The organism is Bradyrhizobium sp. Ash2021 (genome assembly GCF_031202265.1).
Taxonomy (GTDB): Bacteria; Pseudomonadota; Alphaproteobacteria; order Rhizobiales; family Xanthobacteraceae; genus Bradyrhizobium.
The window spans coordinates 8,616,268-8,636,624 of sequence record NZ_CP100604.1 but is presented as its reverse complement, the minus strand read 5'-3'; the positions used below and the strand labels follow the sequence as shown (position 1 = coordinate 8,636,624).

The 20,357-nt window shown below is 62.9% G+C and carries 20 protein-coding genes; 7 read left to right on the top strand and 13 right to left on the bottom strand.

Going from position 1 to position 20,357, the window contains the following annotated elements:
• The first annotated feature begins 26 nt into the window (after nucleotides 1-26).
• Nucleotides 27-230, top strand: coding sequence for a DUF1127 domain-containing protein (locus NL528_RS41575; protein WP_309180120.1), 204 nt, complete (start codon nucleotides 27-29; stop codon nucleotides 228-230).
• Nucleotides 231-302: 72 nt separating this feature from the next.
• Complete coding sequence (locus NL528_RS41570; protein ID WP_309180118.1) at nucleotides 303-926, top strand: GNAT family N-acetyltransferase; 624 nt, start codon at nucleotides 303-305, stop codon at nucleotides 924-926.
• A 61-nt stretch (nucleotides 927-987) separates the two neighbouring features.
• On the opposite strand, the gene NL528_RS41565 is transcribed toward NL528_RS41570, so the two are convergent.
• Nucleotides 988-1,809: an SDR family oxidoreductase gene (locus NL528_RS41565; RefSeq protein WP_309180117.1), complete on the bottom strand. Its 822-nt coding sequence runs from the start codon at nucleotides 1,807-1,809 to the stop codon at nucleotides 988-990.
• A gap of 119 nt (nucleotides 1,810-1,928) precedes the next feature.
• Here NL528_RS41565 and NL528_RS41560 point away from each other — a divergent pair, with 119 nt between their 5' ends.
• Complete coding sequence (locus NL528_RS41560) at nucleotides 1,929-2,873, top strand: GlxA family transcriptional regulator (RefSeq protein ID WP_309180116.1); 945 nt, start codon at nucleotides 1,929-1,931, stop codon at nucleotides 2,871-2,873.
• Nucleotides 2,874-2,877: 4 nt separating this feature from the next.
• Here NL528_RS41560 and NL528_RS41555 read toward each other — a convergent pair whose 3' ends face one another.
• The 3 genes from NL528_RS41555 to NL528_RS41545 all read right to left on the bottom strand — a co-directional run bounded on the left by NL528_RS41555 (nucleotide 2,878) and on the right by NL528_RS41545 (nucleotide 5,552).
• On the bottom strand, nucleotides 2,878-3,708 hold the full coding sequence (locus NL528_RS41555; RefSeq protein WP_309180115.1) for an enoyl-CoA hydratase: 831 nt from the start codon (nucleotides 3,706-3,708) through the stop codon (nucleotides 2,878-2,880).
• Between the two features lie 113 nt (nucleotides 3,709-3,821).
• Nucleotides 3,822-4,523, bottom strand: a complete 702-nt coding sequence (locus NL528_RS41550; RefSeq protein WP_309180114.1) for an SDR family NAD(P)-dependent oxidoreductase — start codon at nucleotides 4,521-4,523, stop codon at nucleotides 3,822-3,824.
• 33 nt (nucleotides 4,524-4,556) lie between these two features.
• Nucleotides 4,557-5,552 (bottom strand): glutathione S-transferase family protein, encoded by a 996-nt coding sequence (locus NL528_RS41545; protein ID WP_309185219.1) that lies wholly within the window; start codon nucleotides 5,550-5,552, stop codon nucleotides 4,557-4,559.
• A 95-nt stretch (nucleotides 5,553-5,647) separates the two neighbouring features.
• On the opposite strand from NL528_RS41545, the gene NL528_RS41540 reads away from it, so the two are divergent.
• Both NL528_RS41540 and NL528_RS41535 read left to right on the top strand, forming a co-directional pair.
• Nucleotides 5,648-7,429: an acyl-CoA dehydrogenase family protein gene (locus NL528_RS41540; RefSeq protein WP_309180113.1), complete on the top strand. Its 1,782-nt coding sequence runs from the start codon at nucleotides 5,648-5,650 to the stop codon at nucleotides 7,427-7,429.
• Nucleotides 7,430-7,485: 56 nt separating this feature from the next.
• The gene (locus NL528_RS41535) at nucleotides 7,486-8,574 is read left to right on the top strand and encodes a Zn-dependent alcohol dehydrogenase (RefSeq protein ID WP_309180112.1); all 1,089 of its coding nucleotides are present in this window, start codon (nucleotides 7,486-7,488) and stop codon (nucleotides 8,572-8,574) included.
• Nucleotides 8,575-8,682: 108 nt separating this feature from the next.
• On the opposite strand, the gene NL528_RS41530 is transcribed toward NL528_RS41535, so the two are convergent.
• Both NL528_RS41530 and NL528_RS41525 read right to left on the bottom strand, forming a co-directional pair.
• Nucleotides 8,683-9,036: a nuclear transport factor 2 family protein gene (locus NL528_RS41530; protein WP_309180111.1), complete on the bottom strand. Its 354-nt coding sequence runs from the start codon at nucleotides 9,034-9,036 to the stop codon at nucleotides 8,683-8,685.
• A gap of 111 nt (nucleotides 9,037-9,147) precedes the next feature.
• Nucleotides 9,148-10,620 carry an amidase gene (locus NL528_RS41525; RefSeq protein ID WP_309180110.1) on the bottom strand — a complete coding sequence of 491 codons (1,473 nt, stop codon included), beginning with the start codon at nucleotides 10,618-10,620 and terminating at the stop codon, nucleotides 9,148-9,150.
• Between the two features lie 174 nt (nucleotides 10,621-10,794).
• On the opposite strand from NL528_RS41525, the gene NL528_RS41520 reads away from it, so the two are divergent.
• Nucleotides 10,795-11,796 (top strand): ABC transporter substrate-binding protein, encoded by a 1,002-nt coding sequence (locus tag NL528_RS41520; protein ID WP_309180109.1) that lies wholly within the window; start codon nucleotides 10,795-10,797, stop codon nucleotides 11,794-11,796.
• 232 nt (nucleotides 11,797-12,028) lie between these two features.
• Here the strand turns inward: NL528_RS41520 and NL528_RS41515 are convergent, their stop codons facing one another.
• The 3 genes from NL528_RS41515 to mbfA all read right to left on the bottom strand — a co-directional run bounded on the left by NL528_RS41515 (nucleotide 12,029) and on the right by mbfA (nucleotide 14,497).
• The gene (locus tag NL528_RS41515; protein WP_309180108.1) at nucleotides 12,029-12,559 is read right to left on the bottom strand and encodes a cytochrome b; all 531 of its coding nucleotides are present in this window, start codon (nucleotides 12,557-12,559) and stop codon (nucleotides 12,029-12,031) included.
• 73 nt (nucleotides 12,560-12,632) lie between these two features.
• A complete protein-coding gene (locus NL528_RS41510; RefSeq protein WP_309180107.1) occupies nucleotides 12,633-13,508 on the bottom strand; it encodes a hypothetical protein in 876 nt (291 codons plus the stop codon).
• A gap of 17 nt (nucleotides 13,509-13,525) precedes the next feature.
• Nucleotides 13,526-14,497 (bottom strand): iron exporter MbfA, encoded by a 972-nt coding sequence (gene mbfA / locus NL528_RS41505; protein WP_309180106.1) that lies wholly within the window; start codon nucleotides 14,495-14,497, stop codon nucleotides 13,526-13,528.
• A 185-nt stretch (nucleotides 14,498-14,682) separates the two neighbouring features.
• Between mbfA and NL528_RS41500 the strand changes: the two genes are divergently transcribed.
• Complete coding sequence (locus tag NL528_RS41500) at nucleotides 14,683-15,405, top strand: hypothetical protein (RefSeq protein ID WP_309180105.1); 723 nt, start codon at nucleotides 14,683-14,685, stop codon at nucleotides 15,403-15,405.
• 58 nt (nucleotides 15,406-15,463) lie between these two features.
• Here NL528_RS41500 and NL528_RS41495 read toward each other — a convergent pair whose 3' ends face one another.
• The 4 genes from NL528_RS41495 to NL528_RS41480 all read right to left on the bottom strand — a co-directional run bounded on the left by NL528_RS41495 (nucleotide 15,464) and on the right by NL528_RS41480 (nucleotide 20,240).
• Nucleotides 15,464-15,835 (bottom strand): hypothetical protein, encoded by a 372-nt coding sequence (locus tag NL528_RS41495; protein WP_309180104.1) that lies wholly within the window; start codon nucleotides 15,833-15,835, stop codon nucleotides 15,464-15,466.
• Nucleotides 15,836-15,952: 117 nt separating this feature from the next.
• Complete coding sequence (locus tag NL528_RS41490; RefSeq protein ID WP_309180103.1) at nucleotides 15,953-17,113, bottom strand: alpha/beta hydrolase; 1,161 nt, start codon at nucleotides 17,111-17,113, stop codon at nucleotides 15,953-15,955.
• Nucleotides 17,114-17,331: 218 nt separating this feature from the next.
• Entirely contained in the window at nucleotides 17,332-18,876 is a 1,545-nt protein-coding gene (locus NL528_RS41485) for an acyl-CoA synthetase (protein ID WP_309180102.1), read from the bottom strand.
• Nucleotides 18,877-19,067: 191 nt separating this feature from the next.
• A complete protein-coding gene (locus NL528_RS41480; protein WP_309180100.1) occupies nucleotides 19,068-20,240 on the bottom strand; it encodes an acetyl-CoA C-acetyltransferase in 1,173 nt (390 codons plus the stop codon).
• Between the last annotated feature and the right edge of the window lie 117 nt (nucleotides 20,241-20,357).

The following is a 20,357-nucleotide window of genomic DNA, read 5'->3' as shown; positions in this document are numbered from 1 at the left end:
CAACAGATTAGCCGTAGGAGGCCAAAATGTCTACCTGCACCCATGAATCGATGACAAATCATCATGTTCCGGGCTTGTTGAGCCAGTTGAGCGATACTTTCCACCTCTGGCGTCAGCGCTACCAGGCTCGCCGCGAGCTGGCCCAGTGCACCGACCGCGACCTGCACGACGTCGGCTTGTCCCGGAGCGATGTCGCTTTCGAAGCCGAAAAACCGTTCTGGCGGGCGTAACTGCGCAGCCGAGCCGGCGCCGCCTCTGGTGAGGGGTGCCGGCAACTTTTTTGAGATTGATGGGAGCGTGTGATGACAGCGCTGCGTTTCGACGATCTCCGGCAGTATTCCGACGTGCTGCGCTCGCGCAGCGGCAGCGCCGTGACCGTGCGCTTCGTCGAGCCGCGCGATGCCGAGGAACTGCAGAGCTATTTTCGCGCGCTGTCGACCCGCTCCCGCTACAACCGCTTTCTCGGCGCCATGAGCGAACTGCCCCAGAGCCTTCTCGAGCATTTCATCCATGTCGGCGAGGCCGAGCGGTTCAGCGTGGTCGCAACCATGGTGGTCGACGGCTTTGATACCATCGTCGGCGAAGCCCGCTACGCCTTCCACGCCGACACCGCGAGTATCGAGTTCGGCCTGTCGATCGACGACCGCTGGCAGGGCCACGGCATCGGCAGCGCGCTGATGAAAAATCTTGAATGCCGTGCGGCTTCGTTCGGCGCCGAGCGGCTGTTCGGCGACACGCTGCGCTCCAACGACGCCATGATCGGGCTGGCGCGCAAATCCGGTTACGCCTTCACCCATTCGCCCGACGACTGGAAGCTGGTGCGTTTCGAAAGGCATATCGATGTCGAGCCGCGAGACATTCCCTGTGCAAGCTGGCGGCTCGCCGCCCTCTCCCGCCAGGGCGCTTTGTCCTCGGCCGCGGCTTGACAAGACTGAGCCCGGTTCTGGCCATCCAGAACCGGGCTTTTTTTCTTTTACAAAGCTCGCGTCAGCTCGCAGCCATTCGAGAGCGCTTGATGCCGTATCGGCTAGCCGGGACAGAACTCGAAAGCTTGCCGGACATCGCGCGGCGTGCCGCGTCGAACTCATCCCACTCGGCCTTGTCGGGCAGCGATGGAATAGTGATGGTCTCGCCCTGGTCGAGGCCGGCAAGCGCGGCATCGACCATGTCCTCGGCCGACATCACGATTGCGGTCGGTAAATTGTGAACCGGCAGGCCGGCGACATCCCAAAACTCCGTTGCCGTCGCGCCGGGCAGGACCGCCTGGACCCGCACACCCTTCTGGGCAAGCTCATGCTGCAGCGATTGGCTGAGCGCCAGCACGAACGCCTTGCTGCCGCCGTAGACGCCGTTGAGGGTCTCGGGCGAGATCGCCACGATCGAGGAGATGTTGATGATCGTCCCACCGCCGCGCGCAACCAAACCGGGCACGGCCGCGTAGGTCAGCCGGGTCAGCGCACCGACGTTGAGGCGGATCATCTCATCCATCTTCTCGACGTCGGAATTGAGCAGCGGGGCAGCGGCGCCGACGCCGGCGTTGTTCACCAGCAGCGTAATGCCGGGATTGTTGCGCAGCGTCGTCTCGATCCTCGCCAGATCCACTCTGTCATTGAGATCGGCCGTGATGGTTTCGACCGATCGGCCGGTCTCGTTTCTCAGGCGCCGGGCCAATGCAGCGAGCCGGCTCTGGTTGCGGGCGACCAGGATCAGGTCGTAGCCGCGTTTTGCCAAACGGTCGGCGTAGATGGCCCCGATACCTGCGGAAGCGCCGGTGATCAGCGCCGTTCCCATTTTTGTGGTGGTGGTCATGTTTCTGGTCTCCTCTGATGCCCCGACGAATTCGGGTCTCTGCAAAGGAGACCTAGGCTTGCGGATCGATGTCTCAAATGTCATATAAACGGCGTTTTAGGACATTGTTGGAGGCCCTCATGCAGCGCATCGGCTTCGTCGTTTTCCCCGGCTTTCAGGTGATGGGTTTTGCCGTCATCTCCGCCTTCGAATTCGCCAATGTTCATCTCGGCGAACCGGTCTACGACATGCAGCTGCTGTCAGAGACTGGCGGGCCTGTTCCCGCCTCGATGGGCATGAGCATCCTGGCCGAGCCGTTCGGCGATGCGAATTTCGACACGCTGATCGTCGGCGGCGGCACCGTGATCGAGCCGTCAACGCCGGGCCTGATCGAATTTGTGCGGCGGGCCTTGGGCCGAAACCGGCGGGTCGCCGCAACCTGTACCGGTGCGTTCATCCTGGCCGAAGCAGGTTTGCTCGACGGACGGCGTGCGACAACGCATTGGTTCTATGCCCGCGATCTGCAGGCGCAGTTTCCAAACGTGAAGGTGGAGGAAGACCGCATCTTCATCGCGGACGGTCCGGTATGGACCTCGGCGGGCGCGACCGCGGGCATCGACCTCGCATTGGCGTTGATCGAGCAGGACTTTGGCGCAGATGTGGCCCGCGCCGTGGCCAAAAAGCTCGTGGTCTATCACCGGCGCGCCGGCGGCCAGTCGCAATTTTCGGCGCTGCTGGAGCTGGAGCCGAAATCCGACCGCATCCAGGGCGCATTGGCCTACGCGAAGCGCAATCTCACCTCGAAGCTGACGGTGAGGGAGCTGGCGAAAGCGGCGCATCTCAGTCCACGCCAGTTCAGCCGTGCGTTCCACGCCGAGACCGGTCAGTCGCCGGCCAAGGCGGTCGAGAACCTGCGCGTCGAGACTGCACGTTTGATGATGGAGCAGAGCCGCCATCCAATCGAAGTCATCGCCCGGCAAACCGGCTTTGCCGATCGCGACCGCATGCGCCGCGCCTTCCTGCGCGCCTTCGGACAGCCGCCGCAGGTGATCCGGCGAAATGCGCGCGCGGAGGCCGCGGCTTGAGCGTCTAGCCTCCTTTGAACACCGGCTTGCGCTTGTCGATGAAGGCCTGCACCGCTTCCTTGTGATCGGCGGTCGTCGTCAGGCGGACCAGACGCTCGGCCTCATGGTCGCGCGCCGTGGCGAAATCGAACAGTATTGCTTCGTCGAGATTGTCCTTCATGTAGCGCAACGCGACCGTCGGCCCTTCGGCTATCGATTTGGCCAGCGCAAAGGCCTCGCTTTGCAGCTTGTCGTCCGGAACCACGCGATTGACGAGGCCGATCGCCTCGCATCTGGCCGCATCGACCTTGTCGGCGGTGAACATCAGTTCGCGCGCCCGCGCGGTGCCGACCAGCCGCGTCAGCAGCCACGCGATGCCATAGTCGCCGCTCAGCGCGACGCGCAGATAGCCGGTGGACACGAACGCCGATTGCGCCGCGATCCGGATATCGCAGGCCATGGCCAGCGCCAGCCCCGCACCGACCGCGGGGCCGGGCAGTGCCGCGATGGTCGGCTTGCGCACCGAGACCAGCGCACCGGTCAAGAGCCGCTGGCGCTCCTGCAGGTCGGCGACCTTCTCGTCATAGGACATCTCCAGCTTCTTCTTGTCGCGATGGGCGCCCATGCCCTTGACGTTGCCGCCGGCGCAAAAGGCGGTGCCGGCGCCGGTGATCAGGAGCACGCCGACGTCGGGATTCTCGCCGCAGGTCTTGATCATGGTGCGCAGTGCCGGCGTCAGCGTGTCCGACATGGCGTTGCGGACCTCGGGCCGGTTCAGCGTGATGATGGCGACGCGGTCGCGGATCACGCACAACAATTCGTCGGTGCCGGTGTCGATTTTGGTCTCGGTGGTCATGTTTCCCCCAATTGTTTCTTTTTGCCCGTCATTCCGGGATGGTGCGCAAGCACCAGACCCGGAATCTCGGGGTTCCGGGTTCGATGCTTCGCATCGCCCCGGAACGACGGCGCCTAGAACTTCTCGACCCACGGCCTCAATTCGAGTTCCCAGGTCCAGGCGCTGCGCGGCTGTTGCAGCACGTTCCAGTAGCTCAAGGCAATGGCGTCCGGGTCGAGCATCGAGTCCGGCCGGTCCGTTGGCTCGGCGCGCGCCGCGCTGCGGATGCCACCGTCGATCACGAAATGCGCGATATGGATGCCCTGCGGCGACAATTCGCGCGCCATGCTCTGCGCCAGCCCGCGCAGCGCGAACTTGCCCATCGCAAACGGCGCCGATTGCGCGTAGCCCTTGACGCTGGCGGATGCGCCGGTGAACAGGATCGCGCCATGCTTGTCGGGCAGCATGCGGTTCACCGCCTGCTGCGCCACCAGAAAACCGCCGAAAGCGCTGACCGCGATGGCCTGCGCGACATCGGCCGCGACCAGATCGGTGAAGGCGCCCCGCGCCCGCCCGCTGGCATTGTAGACCACGAGGTCGGGCGCGCCGATCTCGCGTTCGACCAGGCCGAACAGCCGCTCGACCTCTTCGGCGTTGGTGGCGTCGCAGGCAAAGGCGCGGGCGCCGGTCTCGGTGCAGAGCGCGCCGAGTTTTTCGACCTTGCGCGCGGCCAGCGCCACCTTGATGCCTCCGCGCGCAAACAGCCGCGCCAGCGATGCGCTAAGTCCCTCACCGGCGCCCACGATCAGGGCATTCTTGTATTTTGGCGTTTCCATGCGCGCGTTCCTTGAATGGTCGGGATTCCGTATCTAGGCGCGCAATCCGGCAAGGCAACCCGCCGCCGCCAAAACAGAATCGAGCGCGGCCTTGTCGGCAACATCTGCATATCGGGCGCGCAGCATGCCCAGCGATCGCGCGTGATACTTTTGGGGCTTCTGGATCCAGACCTTGTCGCCGAGCTTGACGCTGAATTCTTCCTGTTTTTCGGCCAGCGCCTTTTCGTTGGCCAGCGTCCAGGGCATGAACTGTCCGCCAATCTGATTGGTCAGGATCGGCATCAGGGTCGGTGCCAGCGTGGACCATGTCTCGAACGCGCCCTCCGCCCTTGGCCAAAGCATGCGGTGGATCCAGGCGAGCACATGCGGCGCGCTGCCTTCGATCAGGGCGCCCGCGGTCGGATCGGTCCACAATTCGTAGAATTGGCCCCACATACCGAAGTCGCCGAAGGCCGGCCTTCCGCCAAACAGATAGGGGCGGATCGCGAGATGGCTCTCGAGCATGGCAAGCATGTCCCGAAAGCCGGTCTCGATCTGCGATGCCGTCAGCTCGTTCGACCCGACAAACCACACCCGTTCCACCATGCGGACCCGGACCTGCTCGGCCAGCGCGGCATGCGCTTCCTCGCTGGCGTTGGGGCTGCGCATCCGCGCAATGCGGCCGGACGAACTGCGCTGGTCGACGTCGCGGGCCCAGCGGTAGTGGAACATCCATTTGTTGCCCCACTCGTCGCCGAATTCCTCGATCAGCGCCGAGATGAAGTTCGCGACGGGGTCGCCGGAATGGATCGACGGCTCCGGGTGCAGCTTCTCGACCGCGTCGATGATCGGCGTGGAATCCTGGATACCAGTTCCGTCAGGCGTCACCAGCAGTGGAATGATGGGCATCCTGGCATATTTCTCATATTCCGGCTGGCTTGCCGCATTGCGCAAAACCCATTGATGCGGAATTCCCTTGTAGCGGAAATAGGAACGGACCTTGACCGAGTAGGGCGACATCTCGGCGCCGATGATGCGATATAAGTCCATCACGGGGGTACCTTCCAATTATGATTGTTGACGGCGTGATCGCCTGCTTTATCGGTAGATGAGCAAGATCGGGCGGAACGAACAAGAGGCAAAAAATGCAACCACTCAAGCACGACCGTAAGGTTGCCTCTGCCGGCCAGCCGGACCTGCTCGCGCCGGACACTTCGGGGATGAACTTTTATCAGGCCGATCCGGCGCTGACGGATCTGCTCCGTCTGCATTTGCCGGAAGCGCTGTTTCGCCATATCGAGCCGCATCTCGACCGGCTCGGCGGATTGGCGGGCGGTCATCTCGACGAGTGCGCGCGCCTTGCCGACCGTCATACGCCGGTGCTGCACCAGCGCGACCGTTTTGGCCGCGACTCCCAGTATATCGAATATCACCCGGCCTATCGCGAACTGGAGAAGGCAGCCTTCGGCGAATTCGGCATTCACGCGATGTCGGTCCGCAAGGGCATTTTGGGTTGGCCGGATAAATATCCCGTGGTGGCAAAACACGCCTTTACGTTTTTGTTCAATCAGGCCGAGTTCGGCCTGGGCTGCCCGATCAACGTCACCGATGGTTGCGCAAAGCTTTTGAATAATTTCGGCAGCGAGGCGCTGAAGGCGAAATATCTCGACGGCCTGACCCAGACCGACATGAGCAAGCTGACCCAGGGCGGCCAGTTCATGACCGAGAAGGAAGGTGGTTCCGACGTCGGCACGCTGACGACGACGGCGGTGCAGGAGGGCGACCACTGGCGGCTCACCGGCGAAAAATGGTTTTGCTCCAACGCCGACGCCGAAGTGGTGATGCTGCTGGCGCGGCCCGAAGGCGCGGGTCCGGGCACGCGCGGCGTCGGCCTGTTCCTGATGCCGCGTCGGCTCGAGGATGGCTCGCAGAATCACTACCGGATCGTGCGTTTGAAGGACAAGCTCGGCACCCGCTCGATGGCCTCGGGCGAGATCAAGCTGGAAGGCGCCATTGCCTATGCGGTCGGCAAGCTCGATCGCGGCTTTGTGCAGATGGCCGAGATGGTGAATTCGTCGCGGCTGTCCAACGGCGTCAAATCCACCGCGCTGATGCGCCGCGCCTATCACGACGCGATGACGGTCGCAAAGGGCCGCGTGGTATTCGGCCAGCGTATCTTCGATCTGCCGCTGGCGCGGCGGCAATTGATGAAGATCGGGCTTGCGACCGAGCAGGCGCTGTCGATGAGCTTTCTGACCGCGGACGCGCTCGATCGCGCCGAAGCCGGCAGCCAGGACGCTGCGGCGCTGCTACGCATCCTCACCCCGACGCTGAAATTCCGCGCCACCCGCGATGCCCGCAAGGTGTGCGGCGATGCGTTAGAGATGCGCGGCGGGATCGGCTACATTGAGGAATTCGCCACCGCCCGGCTTTTGCGCGACGCCCATCTCGGCTCGATCTGGGAAGGCACCGGCAACATCGTCGCGATCGATGCGCTGAAACGCGCGGTCGGCCGCCACGGCGCGGACGCGGCACTCGCCGCCGATCTGCACGCCCGCCTCGACGACAGCGCCAATGTGCCGCAGGCCTGGCGCAATCGCCTGCGCGATCTGGCCGACCGCGCCATTGGCTTTGCGCGCGACGTCGCCAGCCGGATGGAAAATGAAGCCGACGCGCGGCGCGCCACCAGCCTGCTGTATCATGTCGCCAGTGCGGTAGCGCTGGCGTGGGAAGGCGGCCGCATCCACGAGATGCGCGGCGATGCCAGGCGGCTGTTGCTGTCGCGCATGGTGATCGACCATCGCGTCGTGGCAAGCGATCCGTTCCGGCTCACGGAAAATGCGGTTCAACGCGCCATCACCGATCATCTGCTCGGCGAGCGCGGCGTCGGCATGGCTGAGGTTGGCGAATTGATTTCGGCGGCGTAGGCTGCCGGAGGATAACAAGCTCTGGTTCAAGAAATAGAAACGCGAGGGAGTATTCGATGAAGGCCGCCGTCCTGCATGAAGTCAACAAGCCGCTGGTGATCGAGGATGTCAGCGTGCCCAATCCTGGTCCGCGCGAAGTCCTGATCCGCACCCGCGTCGCCGGCCTCTGTCATTCCGATCTGCATTTCATGGAAGGGCTCTACCCGCATCCGCTGCCGGCCGTGCTCGGCCACGAGTCAGCGGGCGTGGTCGAGAAGGTCGGCTCCGACGTCACCTATGTGAAGCCCGGCGATCATGTTGTGACGTGCCTCTCGGTGTTTTGCGGCACCTGCGACAATTGCACCACCGGCCGCACGGTGCTGTGCACCGACACCACGGTGAAGATGCTGCCGGGCGTGTCCAACCGGCTGTCGTGGGCGCGGTCGGAGAAACTCAATCAGTTCCTCAATCTGTCATCGTTTGCCGAGCAGATGCTGGTGCACGAGAACGCCATCGTCAAAATCCGCAAGGACATGCCGCTTGAACTGGCGGCGCTGATCGGCTGCGGCGTCATCACCGGCTATGGCGCGGTGGTGAACACGGCAAAGGTCACGGCCGGCGAAACCGTGGCGGTGATCGGCTGCGGCGGCGTCGGCATGGCCGCGATCAACGGTGCGGCGATCGCTGGCGCCGGCCGCATCATCGCGATCGATACCAACCCGGTGAAATTGCAACTCGCCACCAAGCTGGGTGCCACCGACGTGGTCGATCCCCGCAACGGTGACGTGGTGCAGCAGGTGCGCGAGCTCACCAGCGGCGGCGTGCAGCATTCCTTCGAAGTGCTGGGCCGCAAGGAAACCGCCGAGCAGGCGTTCGCGATGCTGGCCGCCGGCGGCACCGCGACCATCGTCGGCATGATCCCGTTCGGCCAGAAGATCGAGCTGCACGGTTTCGATTTCCTCAGGGAACGCAAGATCCAGGGCTCGTCGATGGGCTCGAACCATTTCCGCGTCGACATGCCCCGCCTGGTCGAATTCTACATGCGTGGCAAGCTGCATCTGGAAGACTGGATTTCCGCGAAGCTGAAGCTCTCCGAGATCAATGAAGGTTTTGCGGCGATGAAGGCGGGCAAGACCGTGCGCAGCGTGATCATGTTTGATGCGTGAGGGCACTCGTCATGCGCGGGCTTGACCCGCGCATCCATCATCTTCGCTTGAAGTCTTCTATCGAAGAGGATGGATTGCCGGGTCAAGCCCGGCAATGACGGTTATGAGTCACCGCGACACATGCGCGGACACCGCCAGCCATTTTCCATTCTGCCTGGCCCAGCAATCGGTGTAGCGCCCGTTGGCCGGCTTGCCGTCTGCCGTGGTATAGCTCGTGCTGGCGTGAATGATGGCGAAATCGCCCAGCACGCGAATCTTCACATCATGCGCTGCTAGATTCCTGATGGTGACCGGCACCGCCGTTTGCTTCAAAAATCCCGCGCGGTCGACCAGCGACTTGTCGGGATTGGAACAATAAAAATCCTGCGCGAGGATTTCGTCAAAACGTTTGACGTCGCAATTCTGCACCGAGGCGACGTAGTCGCGGTTGAGCGCCGTTAGCTCTTCGATGTCGTTGCTCATGGGTTTTCCTCCAGTCTTTCAACCGTCATTGCGAGGAGCGAAGCGACGAAGCAATCCATTCTTTCTTGCCGCGGCGAGATGGATTGCTTCGCTGCGCTCGCAATGACGGGATCAATCATCAAACATCGGCGGCGGCACGAAGCCGCCGAACTCGCGCTCGATCAATTCCGCCAGCATCAAGGGCGTGCGATCCTCCAGCCAGGGGCCGACGATTTGCACGCCGACCGGCAAGCCGGCTGGCGAGAAGCCGGTCGGGATCGCGGTCGACGGCAGGCCGGGCAAGGTGGCGATGCCCGGCCATGCAAGCTGATCGGGATAGACGTGCGCCTTGCCGTCGATGTCGATGCGGCGGGTTTCCTGGTCGGCGGAATGATCGTGTGGATAGGCCGGGGTCGGCATGATCGGGCAGATCACCGCGTCGAACGTCTTGAACAGCTCGCGCCACTGCGCCCGCAGCCGCGAGCGCCCGCCGTCGGCCATCACCCAGTCGCGATGGCTCAGCGCCATGCCGCGCAGCCGCTCCGCGCCGAGGCTGAGGTCGCCGGGCGGCAGTGCCGAGGCGGCGGCCTGCGCGCCGGCATAGACCTCGGGCGCAAAAGATGCGGACAGGAACGACATCAGCATCCGCATATAGAGCCGCGTCGAGGCGCCGAAGTCGGGCAACAGCGGGCTGTGGCGCTCGAGTTTGACGCCGGCCTTGCCGAGGTTGACGGCCAGGGTATCGAGGGTTCCGCGGACCACCTTGTCGGTCGGCATGACCGGATCGGTGTCGATCAGCAGCACGCGAAAATTCCTGAACTCAGTGTGGCGCGGCGGCGGCAGCGCGAGCTTGTAGGCCTTGCCGGCCTCCAGTGGATCGGGCCCCGCGATCGCAGCCAGCAGCAGCGAAAGATCGGCGGCGCTGCGCGCCATCGGGCCGATCACGGAGAGATCGCGGTCGAATGGCAGCGGCGGCAATGGCGGCGGCGTGTGGCCGCGCGACGGCGCCAACGCAAATGTCGGCTTGTGCGCATAGACGCCGCAGTGAAACGCGGGCACCCGCAGCGAGCCGCCGATGTCGGAGCCGAGCGACAGCGCGCCGTAACCGGCCGCGAGTGCTGCCGACGATCCGCCGGAAGAGCCGCCCGGCGTACGGCCGAGATCGAATGGATTGTTGGTGGTGCCGTAGATCTCGTTGTAGCTCTGCCAGTCGCCGAGCCCGAGCGGCACGTTGGTCTTGCCGAGGATCACGCCGCCGGCGTCCTTGACGCGGGTAATCGGCAGCGCGTCTTCGGTTGGCCTGAAATCCTTTTGCGCGGGAATACCCCAGGTCGTCGGCAGCCCGGCGATATTGTAGGATTCCTTCACCGTCATGGGGATGCCGAGCAGCGGCTTGTTCTCGCCGCGCGCCAGGGCAGCATCGGCGGAGCGAGCGGCGGCCAGGCTACGTTCGAAATCGCGCACGCAAACCGCGTTGATCTTGTTGTCGTGCCGTTCGATTCGGCCGATCGCGTCCTGCGCCAGTTCGACCGCCGATACTTTCCTTGCGGCCAGCGCGGCCGACAGTTCGACGGCGGTACTAAAACTCCATTGCGATTTGGCCAAGGCGTACTCCCGATCTCGTTTTCGATGTGGTGCGAATGATGCTCAGTTTGGGCCGGAGCCGCAAGAGCAATACCTGTACAGCGGCGGGCAGGCGCGCCTGCTATTGGCGCGCGCCGTTTGCTGTGTAGTCTCTCGATCAACAAAAAATAACTGCAAGGCTGCGGGGAGAAAACAATGAGGTCGGCTTGGATTTTGGGCGCGGTGGTCGCCTTCGTCATCGGCAACGCCACGATCGCGGCTCGCGCCGCCGAGATCCGGCTGGCCGAGCAGTTCTCGATGGGCTACCTGCAATTCAACATCATGAAGCGCGACAAGCTGATCGAGAAGTACGCTGCGCAACGGGGCTTGAAGGATTTCAAGGTGTCCTGGCAGCGCTTCAACGGCCCGGTGGCAATGAACGAGGCGCTGCTGTCGAATTCCACCGACATCGTCAGCGGCGGGGTGCCGGGCCTGATCACGCTGTGGGACAAGACGCTGGGTACATCCTTCGAGGTCAGGGGAATCTGCGCGCTCAGTTCGCAGCCGTTCCTGCTCAACACCGCCAATCCCGACATCAAGTCGATCAGGGATTTTGGCGAGCGCGACCGCATCGCGGTGCCCTCGATCAAGGTGTCGGTGCAGGCGGTGCTGCTGCAGATGGCGGCGGCAGCCGCCTTCGGCGAGGAAAACTACGCCAAGCTCGATCCGCTCACGGTATCGATGTCGCCGCCGGATGCGACCATCGCCATGCTCAGCGGCGCCGGCGGCATCTCCTCGGCCTTCAGCGTGCCGCCGTTCCAGTTCCAGCAACTGGAGCAGAAAAACATCCATACCGTATTGTCGTCGTTCGACGTGCTGGGGCCGCACAGTTTTACGGTGGCCTGGACCTCGGCGCGGTTTCGCAAGGACAATCCGGAACTCTACGCCGCATTCATCGACGCGGTGAAGGAGGCAACCGCGATCATTGCGGCCGACCCGAAGGGGACCGCGCAGAGCTGGATCGGCGACACCGGCTCAAAACTGCCGCTCGATATGGTAACCAGGGTGGTCACCGGCTCCAATGTCGAATGGACCATGACGCCGGCGGCGACGATGAAGTTCGCAAAATTCATGCACAAGGTCGGCACCACCAGGCATGAGCCGGCGTCGTGGAAAGACATGTTCTTTCCGGAGATCGGCAATCTCAACGGCAGTTGATGCGGCGCGGATGCGGTTGCAGGCGCGGGCTCCGACTTAAAGCATGATGATTTTGGGTCAAACAGGTGGCGGCGTTCGGGTCACCTCGCCCCGCTTGCGGGGAGAGGTCGGATCGCATCGGAGATGCGATCCGGGTGAGGGGGTACAGGTCCATCATTAACACCAGATTCGCGGAGAGCCCCCCTCACCCCAACCCTCTCCCCGCAAGCGGGGAGAGGGAGATCATTACGCTCTAGCCCGGCAACATCCGCTGCATGATGCGGTCGCGGTAGATGAAGAGGTGGGCCAGCGCCGCCGCCACGTGGATGCCGATCACGACCAGCAACGCCCATTCAGAAGCCTGATGCAGGCCGTCGATCGTCTTGCCGGCCGCGTCATTCCCGGACGACAGCATCGGCATCGGCAGGAGATAGAAGAACGACACCGCCCAGCCGCGGAACGAAGCAAACAGCCAGCCGGTCACGGTCGTCGCCAGCACCAGAACGTAGAGCAGCCAGTGCACGGCTTCCGAGCTCAGCCGTTGCCATGGCGGCAGCGAACGCTCGGGCGCCACCGGATGGGTCAGCCGCCAAACGAATCTCAGAACGATCAGCAAAAGGATGGTGATGCCGAACGAGATATGAAAAATCATCGGCGCGCCCGGCTTCGTATTGCGATGCAGGTCCGGCATCAGCCAGCCGATCGGATATTGCACCAGCAGCAGCGCGACGATGAGCCAGTGGAAGACCTTTGCGGTGGTCCCGTATTGCAAGCGATCGGTCATGATGTTGCGGCCTTGTCCTGGAAATTTCGGGTGTACTTCGAATCGCGCGACGAGTCGGACGCGCGGCTTTGCATCAGGGCTGGTAGGGTCGCGCGGAGGCGTGCGCCATCGGGTTGACGGGTCCGGCGGCGGTGGCGTGGTCGCTTGCGGCGGGATTGCTGCCCGGTACCGGGAAAGCGTATCCGACGATGGTTTTGATCACCCAGCGATCGGAGGCCGGCGTCAACCCGTAACCGACGCCAAAATCCACGTTGAAAACGCCAAGCCTGAAATCGGTGACGGCAAACAGCGTATGCTGCTGGTCGGCAAGGCCGGAAAAATTCCCGATCTGGCCGAAGTCGGCATAATATTCGAGACCGACGGACAGATCCGGACCGACCTTGCGTGCGACGCGCGCCGCGGGCGCAAAGTCCGCCTGGCCATATTTTCCGAAGCCGATATCCACGATCGGGTTGACGATGAACTCCCAGTCGGCGTTGCGGACGCCGATGATGGGGCGGATCTCCATCGCGAACCGCGTCTGCGCAAAATTCGGCGTCTCGTTGCTGAATTCGAAATTGACGCCGTAGAAGAAGTTGCGCTGCTCGGCATTGGGCGAGACGAACAGGGTACGCAGCTTGAAGGAATCGGACAGGAATTGCCGGTCCTGGACCGCGAAGGGCAGATAGAGCCCGACCTCCCACCAGTCGGTGATGCCATAGGCGAATTCCGGCGTGCCATTGAGGCTGTGATTGGAGACGAGGCCGCCAGGAAACGGCGGATCCTTCGGGCCAAGCGCCACATAATTGAGGTGCTGCTGGATCGTGAACTGTCCGGGGGCGGCGATGCCGGCGTTATAGACCTGGATTTCGTCGGTAGCCGTCGCCGGCCCGGCCGGCATCGCCAAGAGGACCGCACCAGCCAGCAGCACAAGGTGCAATCGAAAGCACGGTCCGAAACCTCGTTTCATGATGGCTTCCCGGCCGGCTAGGCCGCGCCGATCAGAATGCCGACCGCGAGCACGATGGCGCCGCCGAGCACGATCTGGAACACCGCCTGCAGGAACGGCGTGTCCATGTAGCGCGAGCGGATGAAGGCGATCGCCCACAATTCAAAGAACACCACGACGCCCGCGATCCCGGTCGCGATCCAGAACGCGTTCGGCCAGGAATCCGGCACCAGATAGGGCATGGAATGGCCGAGGCCGCCGAGCGCCGTCATCACGCCGCTGGCCGCGCCGCGCAGCCATGGCGATCCGCGCCCGGTCAGCGACCCGTCGTCGGACAAAGCTTCCGCAAATCCCATGCTGATGCCGGCGCCGATCGAGGCGGCGAGACCGACCAGAAAGGTCTGCCAGTTCTGATGGGTCGCGAAGGCGGCGGCGAACAATGGCGCCAGCGTCGAGACCGAGCCGTCCATCAATCCGGCGAGGCCCGGCTGCACATATTGCAGCACGAACATCCGCCGCCGCGTCTTGTCCTCTTCCGCGCGCACGTCCGGACTGAGAATCTGGTCGGTCAGCTTGATCGCGAGCTTCTCGTGGCCCTTCTCCTCTTCGGCGAGGTCGCCGAGCAACCGGCGTACGCCGACATCCTCGGCCTGCTCGGCGGCCTTGATGTAGAATTGCTCGGCCTGCAGTTCCATCGTCCCGACTTCCTTGCGGATGGTGTCGAGCGGCAGGTTTTTCGTCAGCCAGATCGGGCGCCGGCGCAGGAATCCGCGCACGTCCTCGCGGCGGATCGGCGGCAGATGCGCGCCAAAACGCTGCTCATACATTTCGAGCAAGCGGTGGCGATGGCCTCGCTCCTCCTCGGCCATCTCCTCGAACAGCTTGGCCGAATCCGGATAACGCTCGGCGAGGTCTTCGGCGAAACTCATATAAATCCGGCTGTCCTCCTCTTCGGAGGAGATCGCGACGGCCAGCACCTCGCGCTCGGTCAAATCGGAGAAATTCTTCACAGGCAGCGCCTTTTTCATAGTTTAGAATAGTTCTAAACTGTATAACGATCGGATGACCCACGGTCAAATCTCCTCGCCGGCGGCGGCAAGCTCGATCCGGGGACGAAACGGCGTTAGACCGGCGGAACCCTGCGGTCTCGGGCTCGTTCGAGTTCCTGCTGCATGGGTCGAAAACCGGGGGTGCTATGGACAAGGTCAAATACCGTCTCAACGATCCGCGGCTGGCGCCGCGCCGGACCAAACTCGAGATACCCGGGTGGGCCGGCAAGCGCGAACCGCGCGCGGATGGATCGCGTGAACAGGTGTGGCACTGCGTTCCGTTTTCGGAAGGCGCGCAATACGGGATCGAATTGTTCTATCCCTACGACTTCGAACTTCACGTCAGCACCAAAGACGGCCATTTGATTTTTGATGCCGATTGGGGCGAGCCCCCGGATAATGCCGCGCAGTGGCCGCCATTCCGGAATTTCGGCGACAATTTCTACACCTACCAGATCCTGCTCGATCTCAAGGTCGAGAAGGGCATGGCGATTCGCACCGAGCCGCATCCGAGATTCTATACCGACCCTACCGACACCGTGCCGATCGCGGTTCCGGCGCTGGTGCGCAATTGGTGGCCGATGCTGTTCTTCACCGTCTTCAAGGCGCCGGCCGAAGGCCGAACCCACATTTTCCGGCCGAACGAGCCGTTCGCGCAAATCATCGTGATTCCGGAAGAAGCCAATTTCGAGCTTGAGAAGATGGGCGAGGAGGAATCGGCCGAACGCGAGCTGCAGGCGCGGCGGATCTATCAAAGCCGGCCGACGCTTTCGGCCGGGACCGAGTGGACGTCATCGACCGATACCGTATTCGACGGCACCTACCGGCATTTGCATCGCGCCGCGAAGGAAAAAGCCCGCCACGATTAGCGACAAAAAAAACGGGACCGTCACGGTCCCGTTTCTCATCATACGATCGCGCGCGGCCTCAATAGTCGCGGCGGTAGAAGCTGTGATGATGGTGATGGTGGTGATGGTGATAACGGTCACGACGGTACCGGGGCGGTACCACGATGACGCGGGGCTCATCATAATATCGGCGATACTGGCTGTGGTGATGATGATGGTGGTGGTGATGGTAGAACTGCGCCACCTGAACGTTGCCTTCCGCCGACCGGACAGGCGCGGATTCATCGATCGCCTGCAGCAGCGCCGCGGCGTTAGGGATCGGCTCCAGCAAATCGGCGAATGAATTGGCCCGCAAGACATCGGTCGGGGCCGGCGCGGGCGCTGCTTCCGCAGCACCAAATGTTGCAAGCGACGCCACCGCTCCCAATAGCCCAGCGATCTTCTTATCCATACTCTTCTCCAGTCGATGTCCCGGGCACATTGCCGGCATTCGGCAACGCGGCTTCTGAACGATGGTTCCCGCGACGTTCTCGGATGATGTCAGACCGATAATGAACTGGTGATGAACCTATTGGGTGTCGTGTTCAGCAAGCTGCTTCACGAATTGCAACAGCAAGCGACTAACCTGCTTCGGCTGCTCCTGCTGCACCCAATGGCCGGCGCCGTCGATCAGATGACAGCCGATCATGTTGGTGCAGGCTTTCGATTGCATCGCCTCATAGACGCCGGGACGCTGATAGGTGCCCCAGTCCTGTTTGCCCGAGATGAAGCAGGACGGCACGTCGATGGTGCGGCCGGACCATGTCTGCAATTCGCTGGTGAACGCGCCCGAGGTGCCGCAGCGATACCATTGCAGGCCGCCCTGGAATCCGGTGCGGCCGTATTCGCCGCTGTAGAACGATAGCTCGCTGTCAGGCAGCCATTTATTCGCGGCGATCGACGCCGCATCGGGCATCTCTTCCGCGACCGTCGCGGCCATGTCCTTGGCAAAATCCATCACATAATAGGTCGGCAGTTTTGCCAACTCGCCGGCCGACCATGATTTGAGCGGATAGGGCTTGTTGTCCTTCCAGTCCGCGCTCTTGTGATGATAGTAGCCGCGCAGGAAATCGTGCAGGCCCTGCGGTGCGTGGTGCATGTCGTTGTTCGCCTCGCGCGTCGAGTAATACCATTGATAATGTTTTCGCGGGCGCGGCAGCGCGGCGAGATCGCGATGCACCGGATCTTCCGCCACCGGTTTGGCCGGCGCATCCGCGGTGTTGAAGGGCAGTGGTGGTGCCCCCGCAAAGGGCGCGCTCATCAGCGCCACCGATCGAAACACGTCCGGCCGCACCAGCGCGCACCAGGCGGCGACCGAAGAGCCGAAATCGTGCCCGATCACGGCATCGACATGCGTGTAGCCGAACGCCGACACCAGGCCTAACGCGTCGCGCACCAGATTGAGTAGCCGGAACGAGGCCAGATCGCCGTCATAGTTCGCATCCCACCCGGTGGTGCGGCCATAGCCGCGCTGGTCCGGCGCGATCACGTGATAGCCGGCATTCGCCAGCGTGGGCATCACCTTGCGCCAGCTGAAGGCCAGTTCGGGAAAGCCGTGCAGCAGCAACAGGCAGGGCCGGCCGCGGGTCTCGAAGCCGGCCTCCAGCACATGCATGGAGAGGCCGTTGATGTTGTCGATAGTGCGCGAGCGGATGGTGGAGAGGAGCGGGATGTCGGGGAGGGTGGTCATTAGTTCGCGGCCTTTCTTCCCTCTCCTCTTGTGGGAGAGGGTGGATCAATCGCGCAAAGCGCGATTGAGACGGGTGAGGGGTCTGTCTCCGCGGATAGAGACCCCTCATCCGGCAGCCTTCGCATAGCCGATGCAAAGCATCGGCGTCTCCTTAAGGAACGGCGGCCAAAGGCCGCCTGTGCACCTTCTCCCACAAGGGGAGAAGGGAAGATAGCGCGCTAAACCTTCACCGCCGTCTTCGGCCAGTACTTGTCGCGCAGATGCCGCTTCACCAGCTTGCCCGTGGGGGTACGCGGCAGTTCGGCCTCGAAGTCGATGCTCTTGGGGCATTTGATCGGCGACAGATGTTTTCGGCAGAACACGATCAGCTCGGCCTCGAGCTCCTTGCCGGCCCTGGTCATGTCGTGCGGCTGCACCACCGCCTTGACCTCTTCGCCCATCTCCTCGTTCGGCACGCCGAATACCGCGACGTCGGCGACATCGGGGTGGGTGATCAGCACGTCCTCGGTTTCCTGCGGGTAGATGTTCACGCCGCCGGAGATGATCATGTAGCTCTTGCGGTCGGTCAGATAGAGAAAGCCTTCGTCGTCGAGATAGCCGACGTCGCCGAGCGTCGACCAGCCCCTGTCGTTGTAGGCGCGCTTTGTCTTCTCGGGATCGTTGTGATAGGCGAAAACCGGCGCGTCGGCAAAATACACCGTGCCGATCTGGCCCGTCGGCACTTCCTGATCGCTCTCGTCGAGGATCTTGATCTTGCCGACCACGGCGCGGCCGACGGTGCCGCGATGGGTCAGCCATTGCTGCGAGGTCGAGACCGTGACGCCGTTGCCTTCGGAGCCGGCGTAATATTCGATCAGGATCGGTCCCCACCATTCGATCATTTTGGCCTTGACGTCGATCGGGCAGGGGGCCGCGGCGTGGATCGCGCCGACCAGCGACGAGACGTTGTAGCGCGTGCGCACCTCTTCGGGCAGCTTCAGCATCCGCACGAACATGGTCGGCACCAGCTGCGACTGCGTGATCTTGTGCTTCTCGACCAGGTTTAGAAATTCTTCGGCATCGAATGATTCCATGATCACGGAGGTGCCGCCCAGCGTGATCGCCATCATGTTGAAGCGCAGGGGTGCGGCGTGATAGAGCGGCGCCGGCGACAGATAGATGCTGTCGGACGACATGCCACACATGCCGGCGCAGAGAATTTTCAGGAACGGATTCGGCAGGTCGATCGGGTTGTGTTCGGACTCGCGCTTGATGCCTTTGGGCCGCCCGGTGGTGCCCGAGGAATACAGCATGTCGTAGCCGGCTTCCTGATTGGCGATCGGCGTGGTCGGCTGCGCGATCGTCTCCTTGTCCCAGGAGCGGAAACCCGGCAGCGGTTCGTCGACCATGTAGAAAATCGGTTCGCCCGGCTCGCCGTTGACCAGCCCCCTGATCTGCTCGGCGCATTTCGGCGAGCTGATCACGAGTTTGGCGCCGCAGTCTTTGACGATGTAGGCGATCTCGTCCTGGGTCAGATAGCGGCTGATCGCGGTGTAATAGAGCCCCGAGCGCTGCGCCGCCCAGCAGATCTCCATGAACGTGAGGCGATTCTCCATCAGGAACGCGATGTGGTCGCCGGCCTTCAGCCCAAGCGAACGAAACAGCTGCGCGCCCTGGTTCGAGAGTTCGTCCAGCTCGCGGTAGGTGATCGCCTTGCCGCTCCCCGCCATCTGATAGGCGATCTTGTTCGGCTGGGTGCGGGCGTGGATCGAGGGGTGAGTCACAGATGTTTCCTTGGGCTTATTATTTGCGTCGTCCCGGCCTTGAGCCGGGACCCATATCCACTACTGGCAATAATTGAAACCAGCTGGAGCTCCAGCTTTGCATAACCACAAACAGCTGTGGTTATGGGTCCCGGCTCCTGATGCGCAATTGCGCATAAGGGCCGGGACGACACCTTTTTTTATCGCGGCGCTTACAGCCGCTCGACGATCGTCACATTCGCCATGCCGCCGCCTTCGCACATGGTCTGCAACCCGTAGCGCTTGTTGCGCTGCTTCAGGGCGTTGACCAGCGTGGTCATCAGCTTGGTGCCGGAGCCGCCGAGCGGATGACCGAGCGCGATCGCGCCGCCATTGACGTTGAGCCTTTCAGGGTCGGCGCCGGTGGTCTTCAGCCACGCCGTCGGTACTGCGGCAAATGCCTCGTTGACCTCGAACAGGTCGATGTCGTCGACGGTCATGCCGGCCTTCTTCAGCGCGCGTTCGGTGGCGTGCAGCGGCGCATCCAGCATGATCACGGGGTCGCCGCCCATCATGGTCAAGTGATGGATCCGCGCCATCGGCTTGATGCCGAGCGATTTGAGGCCCCTTTCATTGACGACCATCACGCCAGAGGCGCCGTCGCAGATCTGGCTGGCGCTGGCCGCGGTGTGCTTGCCGTTCTCGGCGATCAGCTTGACGCCCTTGATGCCGTCGAGGCTGGCATCGAAGCGGATGCCTTCGTCGATATGGTGGGTGTCGGTCGACCCGTCGGCGCGGGTGATCGCAAGCGCAACGATCTCGTCCTTGAAACGGCCGGCCTGGGTCGCGGCAATCGCGCGCTGGTGGCTGTTGTAGGAATAGGTATCGAGCTCGTCTTTGGAGAGGCCGTATTTCTCCGCCATCATTTCAGCACCGGTGAACTGGCTGAACATGATGTTCGGGTAGCGCTTCTCGATACCGGGGCTCTTGTAATGGCCAAAGCCGTTCTTGGCGGGCAGCGATGAGGCAAGCCCCATCGGTACCCGCGTCATCGACTCCACGCCGGCCGCGATCACGCAATCCATGGTGCCGGACATCACGGCTTGCGCCGCGAAATGCAGCGCCTGCTGCGACGAGCCGCACTGGCGGTCGATCGAGGTGGCGGGCACGCTCTCCGGCAGTTTCGAGGCCATCACCGCGTTGCGGCCGATGTTGTTGGACTGCTCGCCGGCCTGCATCACGCAGCCCATGATGACGTCTTCGATCTGGGCGGGATCGGCGCCGGTCCGGTCGATCAGCGAATCCAGCACGGAAGCGGCGAGGTCGGCCGGATGCCAGCCTGCGAGGCGTCCCCCCTTGCGGCCGCCGGCGGTGCGTGCGGTGGCGACGATATAGGCCTCGGCCATGTCAGTTCTCCCTGATTGTTGTTGGATGGCGTTTTGAAAGATGGACCGGATTTAAGGGGGGCTGCGGGATTTAGTCAATCAATCAATTAACTCTTGAGTGCAGCCGCGTCATGCGGT

What these genes read in the sequence shown, in the direction of transcription:
- NL528_RS41575 (WP_309180120.1), top strand. Translation starts at nt 27, where the DNA reads ATGTCTACCTGCACCCATGAATCGATGACAAATCATCATGTTCCGGGC.
- NL528_RS41570 (WP_309180118.1), top strand. Translation starts at nt 303, where the DNA reads ATGACAGCGCTGCGTTTCGACGATCTCCGGCAGTATTCCGACGTGCTG.
- NL528_RS41565 (WP_309180117.1), bottom strand. Translation starts at nt 1,809, where the DNA reads ATGACCACCACCACAAAAATGGGAACGGCGCTGATCACCGGCGCTTCC.
- NL528_RS41560 (WP_309180116.1), top strand. Translation starts at nt 1,929, where the DNA reads ATGCAGCGCATCGGCTTCGTCGTTTTCCCCGGCTTTCAGGTGATGGGT.
- NL528_RS41555 (WP_309180115.1), bottom strand. Translation starts at nt 3,708, where the DNA reads ATGACCACCGAGACCAAAATCGACACCGGCACCGACGAATTGTTGTGC.
- NL528_RS41550 (WP_309180114.1), bottom strand. Translation starts at nt 4,523, where the DNA reads ATGGAAACGCCAAAATACAAGAATGCCCTGATCGTGGGCGCCGGTGAG.
- NL528_RS41545 (WP_309185219.1), bottom strand. Translation starts at nt 5,552, where the DNA reads ATGGACTTATATCGCATCATCGGCGCCGAGATGTCGCCCTACTCGGTC.
- NL528_RS41540 (WP_309180113.1), top strand. Translation starts at nt 5,648, where the DNA reads ATGCAACCACTCAAGCACGACCGTAAGGTTGCCTCTGCCGGCCAGCCG.
- NL528_RS41535 (WP_309180112.1), top strand. Translation starts at nt 7,486, where the DNA reads ATGAAGGCCGCCGTCCTGCATGAAGTCAACAAGCCGCTGGTGATCGAG.
- NL528_RS41530 (WP_309180111.1), bottom strand. Translation starts at nt 9,036, where the DNA reads ATGAGCAACGACATCGAAGAGCTAACGGCGCTCAACCGCGACTACGTC.
- NL528_RS41520 (WP_309180109.1), top strand. Translation starts at nt 10,795, where the DNA reads ATGAGGTCGGCTTGGATTTTGGGCGCGGTGGTCGCCTTCGTCATCGGC.
- NL528_RS41515 (WP_309180108.1), bottom strand. Translation starts at nt 12,559, where the DNA reads ATGACCGATCGCTTGCAATACGGGACCACCGCAAAGGTCTTCCACTGG.
- NL528_RS41510 (WP_309180107.1), bottom strand. Translation starts at nt 13,508, where the DNA reads ATGAAACGAGGTTTCGGACCGTGCTTTCGATTGCACCTTGTGCTGCTG.
- NL528_RS41500 (WP_309180105.1), top strand. Translation starts at nt 14,683, where the DNA reads ATGGACAAGGTCAAATACCGTCTCAACGATCCGCGGCTGGCGCCGCGC.
- NL528_RS41495 (WP_309180104.1), bottom strand. Translation starts at nt 15,835, where the DNA reads ATGGATAAGAAGATCGCTGGGCTATTGGGAGCGGTGGCGTCGCTTGCA.
- NL528_RS41490 (WP_309180103.1), bottom strand. Translation starts at nt 17,113, where the DNA reads ATGACCACCCTCCCCGACATCCCGCTCCTCTCCACCATCCGCTCGCGC.
- NL528_RS41480 (WP_309180100.1), bottom strand. Translation starts at nt 20,240, where the DNA reads ATGGCCGAGGCCTATATCGTCGCCACCGCACGCACCGCCGGCGGCCGC.